This is a genomic window from Xanthomonas sp. NCPPB 1132 (assembly GCF_056629235.1).
Genome location: NZ_CM152819.1, coordinates 2,566,452 through 2,579,484 on the forward strand (window position 1 = coordinate 2,566,452; position 13,033 = coordinate 2,579,484).

The following is a 13,033-nucleotide window of genomic DNA, read 5'->3' on the forward strand; positions in this document are numbered from 1 at the left end:
CCCGTAACAGGATTTCCGCCATGACACAGAAAATTGAAGGGAATTTGCCGAGCCCGGCCACCCTTCGCACCTCGTCCGTCTCGACCAAGGCCGCCTCCGGCGCGTCCGAGGAAGGCAAGGACCGTGCGGTCGGTGCGGCCGCAGCCACCGACAGCCTGCGCCTGACCGGCGAGGCCTCCGGCCTGCAGACCCTGCAACGCCAGCTCTCGGCCGCTCCGGCGGTGGACAGCAGCCGCGTGGAGGCCGTGCGCTCGTCGCTGCAGAACGGCAGCTACAAGATCAACCCCGACGCGATCGCCAGCCGCATGATCGACATGGATCGGCAACTCAGCGCATGAACACGTCGGTGACCAACCCCCTGCAGCAGCTCAGCGACGCGCTCGCCGGCGAGCGCCAGGCGTTGTTGGATCACAACGTGGAAGGCCTCATGCAGGCGACCAGCGCCAAGCTGGCGGCACTGCGCGCCCTGGAGGCCGACGTGCCTGCCGGCGCCGAAGCCGAACTGCGGCTGCGCGAACTCGCTGACGCCAACCGCGCCAACGGCGCGCTGCTGTCGCGGCGCCGGCGCGAGGTCAACTGGGCGCTGCGCCACCTCGGCCGCAGTGAGAGCGCCTCGTCCTACGACGCCAACGGCCAGTCCAGCACGCCGCTCGCCCAGCGTCCCCTGGCGATCGCGTAAGCCGCATCGCGTCCCGGTGCGGGGCGCGCATCCGCCGGCGGCAACGGCGTATATTGGGCATCCATCGATCGCCCACGGCCTGTTGTGAATTTCGCCGAAATCAATCCCAACGCAGCACTTGTCCTGCCCGCGCGCGAGAGCCTGCTCGCCCTCAGCGAACTGTTGTACGAAGGCGTGGTGCTGTTCCGCGCCGACGGCCAGTTGCTGCTGACCAACAGCGCCGCACGCCGCCATCTGTCCGGCGCCGACACCGGCGGCCTGGCCGCGCACCTGGCGCAATGGCTGCCGGGCGATGCGCTGTCGCAGGCGCGCAGCAGCGGCCGCTGGAGCGGCAGCCTGCCGACCGAACAGCACGTGGTGCTGGCGCATCTTTACTTTCATGCCGATGCGGACGGCGGCCATTACCTGATGCTGATCCAGGGCATCGAAGGCCAGCAGGACTACGAACAGGAACTGCAGCAGCGCCACGCCGAACTGCGCCAGGCCTACCTGCGCCTCAACGGCGCCCAGGAAAAACTGCTGCAGTCGGAGAAGATGGCTTCGATCGGCCAGCTCGCCGCCGGCGTCGCCCACGAGATCAACAACCCGATCGGCTACGTCCATTCCAATCTGGGCAGCCTGCAGGAATATCTGCGCAGCCTGTTCACCCTGATCGAGGCCTACGAGCGCGCCCTGCGCGCGCCGGATCCGAAGGCGCTGATCCCGGAAATCGACGACATCCGCAACCGCTTCGACATCGACTTCATCAGCCGCGACCTGCCGCAACTGATGGCCGAGTCGCGCGAAGGCATCGAGCGGGTCACCCGCATCGTCCGCGACCTGAAGGACTTCTCCTATTCCGGCCGCGAGGAGTCGTGGAAGCTGGTGGATCTGCACTCGGGCCTGGAATCGACGATCAACATCATCTGGAACGAGCTCAAGTACAAGGTCACCCTGGAACGCCACTACGGCAACCTGCCGCTGGTGGAGTGCCTGCCGTCCGAGCTCAACCAGGTGTACATGAACCTGCTGCTCAATGCCGGCCAGGCGATCGGCGAGCGCGGCACCATCGTGGTCAGCACCGGCCAGGACGGCGAAGAGGTGTGGATCGAGTTCAAGGACTCCGGCGCCGGCATTGCGGCAGACCTGCTGCAGCGCATCTTCGACCCGTTCTTCACCACCAAGCCGGTCGGCAGCGGCACTGGCCTGGGCCTGTCGATCTCCTACGGCATCATCAACAAGCACCACGGCCGCATCGACGTGAGCAGCGTCGTGGGCGAGGGCTCGACGTTCCGGATCGTGATTCCGGTTAGGCAGCCGAAGTAGCTGGGAATGGGGAATCGGGAATGGAGAATCGGAAAAGCGGGCAGCACTGCCGCTATTCGATTTCCGCGTACCCGATTTTGCATCAATGATCTGATATGAAAAATGAAAAGCCGCGATGCGGCTTTTCCCATTCCCGATTCCCCGTTCCCGATTCCCAGCCCCTCAGGGCCCCGCATCCCGCCGCTGTTCGTCGTGGGTGCGGAAGGCCTGGCGGATGTGTTCGCGCAGTTCGTCGTCGTTCCAGGGCTTGGTCAGGAAGCGGTAGATCGCGCCGCGGTTGATCGCGTCGGTGACGGTGGCCAGGTCGGTGTAGCCGGACAGGACCAGGCGGATGGTGTCGGGGTAGAGCATCTTCACCCGGCCCAGGAACTCGGTGCCGCTCATGTCGGACATGCGCTGGTCGGACAGGATCACCTGCACGTCGTTGGTGGCGAGCAGGTCGAAGGCGTCGCGGACGTTGCCGGCGGCGAGGATGCGGTAGCCGTCGCGGCGGAACAGGCGCACCAGCGAGCGCAGCACGTTCTCTTCGTCGTCGAGCAGCAGCAGGGTGCGGTCCGGGCGGGTCTCGGTGAACGATTCCGGGCGCAGGTAGCGCCGGCGCAGGGCCATGCCGGCGGCTTCGGCCGACATCGGTTCGCCGAACAGGTAGCCCTGGAAGATGTCGCAATCGTTGCGACGCAGGAAGCCGAGCTGCGCCTGCGACTCGACGCCGTTGGCGATCACCACCATGCCCAGCTGGTGGCCCATGGCGATGATCGCGCGGGCGATCGCCGCCTCGCGGTTGCCAGCCGGCGCGCTCTTGATGAAGCTGCGGTCGATCTTCAGCTTGTCCACCGGGTAGCGCACCAGCGCGCTGAGGCTGGAATCGCCGGTGCCGAAGTTGTCCAGACTCAGGCTGATGCCTTCGCGGCAGAGATTGGCCAGGGTTTCGTGGACGAAGTTGACGTTGTTGGTCAGCGCGCTCTCGTTGATCTCCAGCACCACCATCTGCGGCGGCACCCCGGCCGCCTGCAGCGCCGACATCACTTCGTTGAAGAAGGTCGGGCGCAGTAGCTGCAGGGTGGAAACGTTGACCGCGATGGTGAAGTCGTCGAAGCCCTGGTCGCGCCACAGCCGCGCCTGGCGCAGCGCGCCTTCCATCACCCAGGTGCCGATCTGCACGATCACGCCCAGGCGCTCGGCGGTGCGCATGAAGCGCTCCGGCACCAGGATGCCCAGGGTTGGCGACTGCCAGCGCAGCAGCGATTCCATGCCCACCACACGGCCGTCGCGGGCGCTGACCATCGGCTGGTAGCGCAGACGCAGCTCGCCGTTGGGGATGGCGTCGACGATCTGCCGCGAGATGATGCTCTCGCTGTGCGCGCTGGGCGGGCCGTCGGCGGCGTACAGGCGCACCAGGTTGCCGCCTTCGCGCGCGGCCTGGTAGACCGCGTCCTCGGCGAAGTCGAGCAGGGTCGACAGGCGCGTGGAATGTTCCGGGCACAGGCTCACGCCGATCTTGCCGGTCATGAACAGGGTGTACGGCAGCACCGACAGCGGCAGTTCGATCTGCTGCCGGATCTCCTCGGCGAAGGCTTCCGGCGGCGGCACGTCGGCGGTGCGCGGTACCGCCATCACCAGTTCGTCGCTGCCGTGGCGCCACAGCAGGCCGCGGCCGCGCAGGTGCGCCTGCAGCCGGTGCGCCAGCAGCGCCAGCGCCTGGTCGCCGACCTCCGGACTCATGTTCTCGTTGATCGAAGCGAAGTGGTCGATGTCGATGTGCAGCAACATCACCCCCGGCCCGCCGGCGAGCGCCTCGGCGATCATGCCGGTCAGGGCGGGATGGCCCGCACCCAGGCGCGACGGCAGTTCGTCGTCCACGGGTACGGCGCTGGCGGGATTCCACATCGGCTCAGGTTCCAGGCGGGGGCGACGGCGGTGCCGCGGTGGTGTAGGGCAGGCACAGCGTCACCCGGGTGCCGGCGCCGGGGGCGGTGTCGATCTGCAGGGTACCGCCGGCGCTCTGCGCGCGCTCGCGCATCACGATCAGGCCCAGGCCGCGTGGCCCGGCCGGATCGAAGCCGTCGCCGTCGTCGACCACCTCCAGGCGCAGGCGCTGGCGTTCCTCGTCGCCGAGGGTCATCCGCACCTCGCCGGCGCTGGCATGGCGCAGCACGTTGGTCAGGCTCTCCTGGGCGATGCGGAAACAGGCCTGCTCGACCTCGCCGCTGGGGCGCTCGGGCAGGGCGGCGATGTCCAGTTGCAGGCGCACCGGCGAGGCGCGGAACAGCATGCCGGCCTGCCAGCGCAGCGCCGCCTCCAGGCCCAGCGCGTCCAGTTGCGGCGGACGCAGCAGGGTGGAGAGGTTGCGCAGCTTGGTGATGCTGCTGTCGGCCAGCTGCACGATCTCGCTCAGGTCCTCGCGGCGGCGCTCGGCGTCGGTCTCGTCCAGCGCCGCATGCGCGGACAGCTTCATCGCGGTGATCGCCTGGCCGATGTCGTCGTGCAGATCGCGCGAGATCGCCCGGCGCTCGTCTTCCTGCAGCGAGAACAGGCGCCGCGCCATCGCCTGCAGCTCGCGGTTGCTCTGCGCCAGTGCGTCGCGCATGCGCTCCGGTTCGCTGAGGTCGCGCACGATCATCAGTTTGCAGTCGCGGCCGCTGTAGCGGACGTTGCCGAACGACAGCCCGGCATGGAACAGCGAGCCGTCGCGGCGGCACATGCGCGCGGTGGCGCCGCGTTCCCCCTTGGCGCCCGCCGTGCCCATCCGCTGCCGCACCAGCGCCAGATCGGCGCTGTCGACCAGGCCCTGCAGCGGCTCGCCTAGCAGGTTCTCGCCCTCGAAGCCGAACTGCCCGGCGCAGGCGGCGTTGGCGTACAGCACGTGCTCCTGGTGCAGGATCGCCACGCCATCCGGCAGCACCCGCACCAGTTCGCGGAACTGCTCCTCGCGCTCGTGCAGCAGGCGCCGCGAGCGCTCGTGCTCGGTCACGTCCTGCAGGGTGCCGTGCACGCAGGCGCCGCCTTCGTCATCGCTGGCCGATTCGGCGCGCAGGTGCAGCATGCGCGCCTGGCCATCGGCGGCCAGCACCGGCAGCAGCATGTCCAGTTGCAGCGGCGCGCTGCCGCACAGATCCTCGATCACCCGCTGGATGCGCGCCTGCGAGGCCACATCGGGCGGGACCAGCAGTTCTTCCAGGCGGTGCTGGCGCGGCTGGTCCGGCACGCGCCGGCCGAGCATGCGGTAGACCTGCTCGGAATAGCTGCCTAGGCCGCTGGCCCGGTCCAGTTGCCAGGAGCCCAGCCGCGCGATCGACTGCGCCTCCTGCAGATGCTGCAGGGCCTGGTCGCGGCGGCGCTGCGCGTCGTACTCGGCGCTGCGGTCGCTGATGACCACCAGCCGCGCCTGTCGGCCGTGGTAGTCCAGGCTGGTGCTGCGCGCCTCGGCCATGCACTGGGTGCCGTCGCGCAGGCGCAGCGGCTCGGCCACCACGCAGGTCTTGGACGGGGTCTGGCGGATCGTCTCGATCACCTCGGCCAGGCGGGCGCTGGCGCTGGGCGGCCACAGCCGGGCCAGCTCCAGGCCGACGAACTCGTCGTGCGACCAGCCTAAGAAAGCGACCGCGGCGGGGTTCACGTCGAGGATGCGCAGGCTTTCCAGGTCGTAGACCAGCATCGGGCTGGGATTGGCGTGGAACATCTGCCGGTAGCCGGCCTCCGACAGCGCCAGCCGGGTGTGCGCCTGCACCGCGGCGCGCACCAATGGGCGCAGCAGGTAGTACAGGGCGACTGCGGTCAGGGCCAGGAACAAGGCGTCGTTGGCCAGCTGCAGGACGATCAACGTGCGGGGATCGTCTACGAAATGCGCCAGAACCAGATCGCTGCCAATCGACAGCGCCAGCCCCAGCAGGACATACAGCAGCACCACCCGCCAGATGCCGCGGTCCAGGCGCTGCGCCAGGCGCATGCCGGAGGTCGCCTGGGTGGGCAGGGAACTGTCGCGTTGTGGTTGCATGCCCCGGCAGCCTGCTGCGGTGGTCCGTGTCCGGCGGACATCTTAGCCGCTGACGGCCGCCGCGGCCCATCGCCGGGCGCTGCCGGCGCTCAATTAATGCCTCCGGGTGCCGTTATCACCTTCGACCGCTGGCCTTCAGGGCGGCGAAACGGAGTATCTCGGCGTGGATCAAGGAGTCATCGCAAGCTTGCTGCAGCACCCGCTCACCTCGGCGCTCGTCCTGTTGGACGCCGATGGCAGGCCGCTGGCGGCGAACCGGGCAGCGCAGGCACTGGAGCTGCCGCGCACCGTGGAGGCGTATGCCGAGCTGTTGCGTGCGGCCCGCGAGCGCCTGCTCGGCGGCGAGACCATGCTCGCCTGCGCCTTGCCCGGCACCGCCGGGCGGCGCCTGGACGGCTGGCTGCGCGCGGTGCGCGACGATGGCGGCGGCCTGCTGGCCTATACCCTCAGCGTGCCCGAACCGGTCGGCAGCGACGGCGCCACCCGCTGGGAGATCGCCCTGGACAGCGCCGAGCACGGCCTGTGGGACTGGGACATCCCCAGCGACACCATCTTCCGCTCCGAGCGCTGGAAGCGGATGCTCGGCTACGCGGGCGATGCCCCGGCCGACGGCCTGAACGCGCTGCTGCCGCTGGTCCACGGCGACGACCAGGAGCGCCTGCGCCAGGCGATCCGCGCGCATTTCGAGGGCCGCACCGAAACCTACATGTGCGAGTTCCGCCTGCGCCGGCAGGACGGGCAATGGCACTGGATCCTGGACCGCGGCCGCATCGTGGCGCGCACCGCCGACGGCAGCCCGCTGCGCATGATCGGCACGCACACCGACATCCACGAGCAGAAGCTGCTCGAGCAGCGCCTGCGCGACCAGCAGACCCTGCTGCGCGAGGCGCAGCGCATGACCCGCATGGGCAACTGGTCCTGGGACCCGCTGCGCGACCGGGTGTGGTGCTCGCGCGAGTTCCTGCGCGTCACCGGCCTGGACGAACAGCAGGCGCCGAGCAGCCGCGGCTGGCTGCGCCTGCTCAGCCGCGATTCGATGGCGCAGCTGATCTCGGTATGGCGGCGCATGGCGCGCGAGGCCAAGCCGGCCAACTTCGAGGTCGAGCTGGTGCGCGGCGGCGAGTCGCCGTTGCACCTGCGGGTGTGGGCGCAGCCGCAGGTGGAGGCCGACGGCCGCATCCAGCGCGTGCTCGGCCAGGTGCAGAACATCACCGAACAGCGCCAGACCGACGCGCTGATCCGCTGGCGCACCGAACTGCTCAACCGGGTCTCGGCACTGGGCAAGATCGGCGGCTGCGAGATCGAGGTCGGCACTCGGCGCATGCAGTGGACCGAGGAGTGCTACCGCATCCATGGCCTGCGCAAGGAGGCCATCGATCTGGACCACGCACTGGCGCTGTACACCCAGGACTCGCGCGATGCCTTCGAGTCGGCGCTGGTGCGCATCGCCGAAGGCGGCCTGCCCGAGCAACTGGACCTGTGCTTCCACCGGCCCTCCGGGCAGCGCATCTGGGTGCAGGTGCTGATCGAGCTGGACGAACGCGACGGCCTGCCGCCGCGCTTCGTGGTGCTGTTCCGCGACATCACCCGCGAACGCGAGGCCAGCGAGCGCATCGAGCTGCTGGCCCACTACGACCTGCTGACCGGCCTGCCGAACCGGCAACTGCTGCGCGAGCAGGCCGAGAAGGCGATGCACGAGGCGGTGGAGCGCGGCACCACGCTGGCGATGCTGTTCGTCGACCTGGACGGCTTCAAGAGCATCAACGATTCCTTCGGCCACGCCACCGGCGACGCACTGCTGAAGCTGGCGGCCACCCGCATGCATCAGCAACTGCGTACCAGCGACCTGTTCGGCCGTTTCAGCGGCGACGAGTTCGTGGTGGTGCTGCGCGACCTCGCCGAGCCGGGCGACGCCGGGCACGTGGCGCGCAAGCTGATCGCGGCGCTGGCCGAGCCGCTGCACAGCGGCGAGAACGTGATCAAGATCGGCGCCAGCATCGGCATCGCGCTGATGGAGGAGGGGCGCCAGGACTTCGACGGCCTGCTGCGCGCGGCCGATGCGGCGATGTACGCGGCCAAGGAGTCAGGGCGCAACACCTGCCACTACTACAGCCAGGACGTGCTGCTGCGCGCGCAGCGGCGCCTGGAGATCGAGCATGCGCTGCACGGCGCGCTGGACCGCGAGGAGTTCTCGCTGGTGTACCAGCCGCTGGTGCATGCGGCGGGCGAGCGCGCCCCGGCGGTGGAAGCGCTGCTGCGCTGGCACCGCCCCGGCCATGGCCACTGCAACCCGGCCGAGTTCATTCCCATCGCCGAGGAATGCGGCGAGATCGTGCGCCTGGGCGACTGGGTGATCGGCGAGGCCTGCCGCCAGGCCGCGGCCTGGGATGCGGCGGGGCTGAGCTTCGACCGGGTCTCGGTGAACGTTTCGGCGATGCAGTTGCGCGACCGCGGCTTCGCCGAGCGGGTGATCGAGCTGTGCCAGCGCAACGGCTGGTCGCCGAAGCGGCTGGAACTGGAACTGACCGAATCGGCGCTGATCCGCGACAGCGAGTCGCTGCGCCGTTGCTTCGAACTGTTCGAACAGGAAGGCGTGCTGCTGGCGGTCGACGATTTCGGCACCGGCTTCTCCAACCTGCATTACCTCAACCGCTTCCCGGTGCAGCGCCTGAAGATCGACCGCAGCTTCGTGCAGGACATGCTGCACGACAGCGGCACCGCCAAGGTCACCCAGGCGATCGTGCAGCTCGGCCACGCGCTCGGCATGCAGGTGGTGGCCGAGGGCGTGGAGACGGTGCAGGAAGAGGCGCTGCTGCGCGAGCAGGGCTGCGACGAGATCCAGGGCTATCTGCACGCGCGGCCGTTGCCGCCGCGCGAGCTGGCCGCCTGGTTGCGCGCGCGCCAGCAGGTGGCGCCGGCCACGCATCCACGGCTGGTGCTGGCTGCGCAGTGAATGCGCGGCGCTGCGTGCGCCGTGCCGACTTGCGGCGGCGCAGCAGCTGGCTATACTGCGCGCGCCCATCGTTTCCCGGCCAGAGGCCACCTTCCTTGGACAGTCATCCTAGACCGACGCTGCAGCGACAGAGCTGACAGGACCGCCACGGTCTGGGTCGTCCCAGATGGGTCCCGTCCGCTCAGGACGGGATCGTTCGCCAGCCCCTTGCGGCGCTGGCCTTGATTCCGAAAGTGCGCAAGCCCGATCCGCGAGGACTCCGAGCGTAGCCCCTGGCGTTGCCCGTCGTCGGAGCCGTCCATGCGCCTGCCATCGCCATCGTTCCCGATCCACCTGACATCGCGGCCCAGCCGCGCGCGGTGGCGACGTCCTGCCTGCGCCACATTGCCTGGCGACGCCCGCGCAGCCGGCAGCGGCTGACGCACGCCGTACATCTTCCCCGGTCACACTGGGCGGTCCGCTCCGCGACCCGCGCCAGCGTCCTTTTTCCTGCGGCGCCCGCTGCCGCTCCTGCCGGATCTTCCCATGCTGCCATTCGCTCGCGACCGCACCGCGCCCGGACAGCTCGCCGCACGCCCCGGCGTGCTGCCCAACCTGCACGACCTGGCGGTGTTCGCGCTGCTGCTGGGGCTGGGGGCGCTGCTGCTGCACGGCGCTGCCGACATGCGCGCGCCGTTGCCGCCGGCCGGCACCGATGCGGTGTCGCTGGACCTGTGGCAATTGCCCGAATACGGCCTGCGCACCACCTTGCGCATGTTCGCGGCGATGGCCGCCTCGCTGGTGTTCACCTTCGTGGTGGCGACCCTGGCCGCCAAGAGCCGCCGCGCCGAGCGGGTGATCGTGCCGGCGCTGGACATCCTGCAGTCGGTGCCGGTGCTGGGCTTTCTCACCTTCACCGTCACCTTCTTCCTGGGCCTGTTCCCCGGTCGGCAGATCGGTGCCGAGCTGGCCTCGATCTTCGCCATCTTCACCAGCCAGGCCTGGAACATGGCGTTCTCGTTCTATCAGTCGCTGCGCAACGTGCCGCGCGACCTGGACGAGGTGTCGCGCGGCTTCGGGCTCAGCGCCTGGCAGCGCTTCTGGCGGCTGGAGGCGCCGTACGCCACGCCCTCGCTGATCTGGAACATGATGATGTCCATGTCCGGCGGCTGGTTCTTCGTGGTCGCCTCCGAGGCGATCAGCGTCGGCGACCACACCCTGGAGCTGCCCGGCATCGGCTCGTATCTGGCGCTTGCGATCGCCCAGCGCAACTTCGCCGCGGTCGGCTGGGCGGTGGTGGCGATGGCGGTGCTGATCGCGCTGTACGACCAGTTGCTGTTCCGCCCGATCGTGGCCTGGTCGGACAAGTTCCGCGCCGAACTGACCGCCTCGCAGGACAAGCCGCAGTCGTGGCTGTACGACCTGCTGCGGCGCACGCGTCTGGCCAAGCGCCTGGTCGCGCCGCTGGCCTGGGTCTGGCAGCGCGCCATGCTGGTGCGCTGGACGCCGCGGCGCCAGCCGCAACTGCTGCCCGCCCCGCAGGCACCCGGCCGCAGCGGGGTGTGGGGCGACCGGCTGTGGAGCGCGGCGCTGGCGCTGGCCGGCGCAGCCGCGGCCTGGTTCGCCTACGACTACGGCCGCCGCCACCTGGGCCTGCACGACCTGGCCGAGGCCTTCGGCGGTGGCCTGGCCACGCTGCTGCGGGTGGTGGTGCTGATTGCCCTGGCCAGCCTGGTGTGGGTGCCGATCGGCGTGTGGATCGGGCTGCGGCCGAAGGTGGCGCAACGGGTGCAGCCGCTGGCGCAGTTCCTGGCCGCGTTCCCGGCCAACGTGCTGTTCCCGTTCGCGGTGCTGGCCATCGTCAGCACCGGAGCCGATCCCAACATCTGGCTGTCGCCGCTGATGATCCTCGGCACCCAGTGGTACATCCTGTTCAACGTGATCGCCGGCGCCAGCGCGTTCCCCACGGATCTGCGCGAGGCCGCGACCATCTACCACCTGCGTTCGTGGACCTGGTGGCGGCGGGTGATCCTGCCCGGCATCTTCCCGTACTACATCACCGGCGCGCTGACCGCGTCGGGCGGCTCCTGGAATGCCAGCATCGTGGCCGAGCTGGCCAGTTGGGGCCACACCCAGGTACAGGCCTACGGCCTGGGCGCCTACATCGCCCGCGCCACCGCCGCCGGCGATGGCCCGCGGGTCCTGCTCGGTGTGGCGGTGATGTCGCTGTTCGTGACCCTCTTCAACCGCGCGGTCTGGCGACGCCTGTACGTGTTCGCCGAACGCCGCCTGCGTTTCGACTGATTCCTGGAGACCGACCATGAGCTATTCCGCAAGCGTGCCCGAGCGCGCCCCGCTGGTCCGCGTGCAGGGCGTGCGCAAGACCTACGACAAGGGTGGGGCGACGCCGCTGGTGGTGCTGGAGGATGTCGACCTGACCCTGCACTCGGGGCAGATCGTCGGCCTGCTCGGGCGCTCCGGCTCGGGCAAGTCGACCCTGCTGCGTGCCATCGCCGGGCTGCTGCAGCCCAGCGCCGGCAGCATCGCCTTCCGCGACGCCGCGCCCGGCCAGGTCGCCGACGACATCGCCATGGTGTTCCAGAGCTTCGCCCTGTTCCCGTGGCTGACCGTGCTGCAGAACGTGGAAGTGGGCCTGGAAGCGCGTGGCGTGGCCGCCGACGAACGCCGCCGGCGTGCCCTGGCGGCGATCGACCTGATCGGCCTGGACGGTTACGAGGGCGCCTACCCGAAGGAACTGTCCGGCGGCATGCGCCAGCGCGTGGGCCTGGCGCGGGCGCTGGTGGTGCGGCCGAAGCTGCTGCTGATGGACGAGCCGTTCTCGGCGCTGGATGTGCTGACCGCCGAGACCCTGCGCACCGACCTGCTGGACCTGTGGTCGGAAGGGCGCATGCCGATCGAATCGATCCTGATGGTCACCCACAACATCGAGGAGGCAGTGCTGATGTGCGACCGCATCGTCATCTTCGGCGCCAATCCGGGGCGGGTGATCGGCGAGATCGAGGTGACCCTGCCGCAGCCGCGCAACCGTCTGGCGCCGGCGTTCCGCGCCCTGGTCGACGACATCTACGCGCGCATGACCGCCAGCCCCCAGCGGCCGCAGACCCGCGAAGGCGTGTTCCCGGGCAGCGGCATCGCCATGGTCCTGCCGCGCGTGTCGAGCAACCTGCTGGCCGGCCTGATCGAGGCGGTGGCGGCCGAGCCCTACCACGGCCGCGCCGACCTGCCGCCGCTGGCGGCCGGCCTGCAGCTGGAAGTGGACGAACTGTTCCCGATCGCCGAGACCCTGCAACTGCTGCGCTTCGCCGTCTTCGAACAGGGCGACCTGCAACTGACCCCAGCCGGGCAGCGCTTCGCCGAACTTGGCACCGACGCGCGCAAGCAGCTGTTCGCCCAGCACCTGGCCACCTACGTGCCGCTGGCCGCGCACATCCGCCGCGTCCTCGACGAACGCCCGGCGCATCACGCACCGGCGCGCCGTTTTCGCGACGAACTGGAAGACCACATGTCCGAGGCCTATGCGGCGGAGACGGTCCAGGCGGTCACCAGCTGGGCGCGCTACGCCGAGTACTTCGCCTACGACAAGCAGGCAGACCTGTTCTCGCTGGAGAATCCGAGCTGATCAAGCGAGCTGTACAGCCGCGCGTAGGAGCGGCTTCAGCCGCGACAGGACGGCCAACATTGCAGGAACGGCGTCAGGCACGGCCTTGCTCGCCGCCCAATGCCCTTTGCAGCAACGATGTCGCGATCCGATCGGAGTCGTTGTGGGAGATACTTCAGTCCCGACTGCAGGCGCATCGAAGCGCCGGACGGCATCGCGCGTCGCGACTGAAGTCGCTCCCACAGTGACGCTTCCCCGCGGCCGGGCGCTTGCGATCGGGAGAAGGGTTCAGGCGCGCGCCTGGATGCGACGTCGATCGGTCAATGTGTCGTAGCTCGCCGCCGAATGCGCCTTTCCAGCAACGATGTCGCGATTCGATCGGAGTCGTTGTGGAGGGACTTCAGTCCCGACTGCATGCGGCCGGCCAGGCATGTGTCGCTCGCTTTTCGCGACCGAACGGCATTGCGCATCGCTGCCTTTTGCCGTGTTTTAGCGAGATTAGCC

General features: G+C 69.5%; 8 protein-coding genes. 6 read left to right on the forward strand and 2 right to left on the reverse strand.

Translation table 11 applies throughout. The features are described from left to right. Window positions 1–20 precede the first annotated feature (20 nt). The 3 genes from flgM to AC1G9L_RS10880 all read left to right on the forward strand — a co-directional run bounded on the left by flgM (window position 21) and on the right by AC1G9L_RS10880 (window position 1,984). Window positions 21–338: a flagellar biosynthesis anti-sigma factor FlgM gene (gene flgM / locus AC1G9L_RS10870; protein WP_010341747.1), complete on the forward strand. Its 318-nt coding sequence runs from the start codon at window positions 21–23 to the stop codon at window positions 336–338. Continuing rightward, a complete protein-coding gene (locus AC1G9L_RS10875) occupies window positions 335–679 on the forward strand; it encodes a hypothetical protein (RefSeq protein WP_019800978.1) in 345 nt (114 codons plus the stop codon). Before flgM ends, AC1G9L_RS10875 begins: the two co-directional genes overlap by 4 nt. Before the next feature lie 84 nt (window positions 680–763). Then, window positions 764–1,984, forward strand: a complete 1,221-nt coding sequence (locus AC1G9L_RS10880) for an ATP-binding protein (RefSeq protein WP_010341744.1) — start codon at window positions 764–766, stop codon at window positions 1,982–1,984. Between the two features lie 162 nt (window positions 1,985–2,146). Here the strand turns inward: AC1G9L_RS10880 and AC1G9L_RS10885 are convergent, their stop codons facing one another. Together AC1G9L_RS10885 and AC1G9L_RS10890 are read right to left on the reverse strand one after the other, a co-directional pair. Further along, a complete protein-coding gene (locus AC1G9L_RS10885; RefSeq protein ID WP_010341742.1) occupies window positions 2,147–3,871 on the reverse strand; it encodes an EAL domain-containing protein in 1,725 nt (574 codons plus the stop codon). Between the two features lie 4 nt (window positions 3,872–3,875). Then, window positions 3,876–5,978, reverse strand: a complete 2,103-nt coding sequence (locus AC1G9L_RS10890) for a PAS domain-containing sensor histidine kinase (protein ID WP_481069012.1) — start codon at window positions 5,976–5,978, stop codon at window positions 3,876–3,878. 163 nt (window positions 5,979–6,141) lie between these two features. On the opposite strand from AC1G9L_RS10890, the gene AC1G9L_RS10895 reads away from it, so the two are divergent. The 3 genes from AC1G9L_RS10895 (at window position 6,142) to AC1G9L_RS10905 (ending at window position 12,550) form a co-directional block, all read left to right on the forward strand. Beyond that, window positions 6,142–8,931 (forward strand): sensor domain-containing protein, encoded by a 2,790-nt coding sequence (locus tag AC1G9L_RS10895; RefSeq protein ID WP_481069014.1) that lies wholly within the window; start codon window positions 6,142–6,144, stop codon window positions 8,929–8,931. Window positions 8,932–9,456: 525 nt separating this feature from the next. Further along, the gene (locus tag AC1G9L_RS10900; RefSeq protein ID WP_481069016.1) at window positions 9,457–11,214 is read left to right on the forward strand and encodes an ABC transporter permease; all 1,758 of its coding nucleotides are present in this window, start codon (window positions 9,457–9,459) and stop codon (window positions 11,212–11,214) included. 16 nt (window positions 11,215–11,230) lie between these two features. Next, entirely contained in the window at window positions 11,231–12,550 is a 1,320-nt protein-coding gene (locus tag AC1G9L_RS10905) for an ABC transporter ATP-binding protein (protein ID WP_010341738.1), read from the forward strand. Window positions 12,551–13,033: the final 483 nt, after the last annotated feature.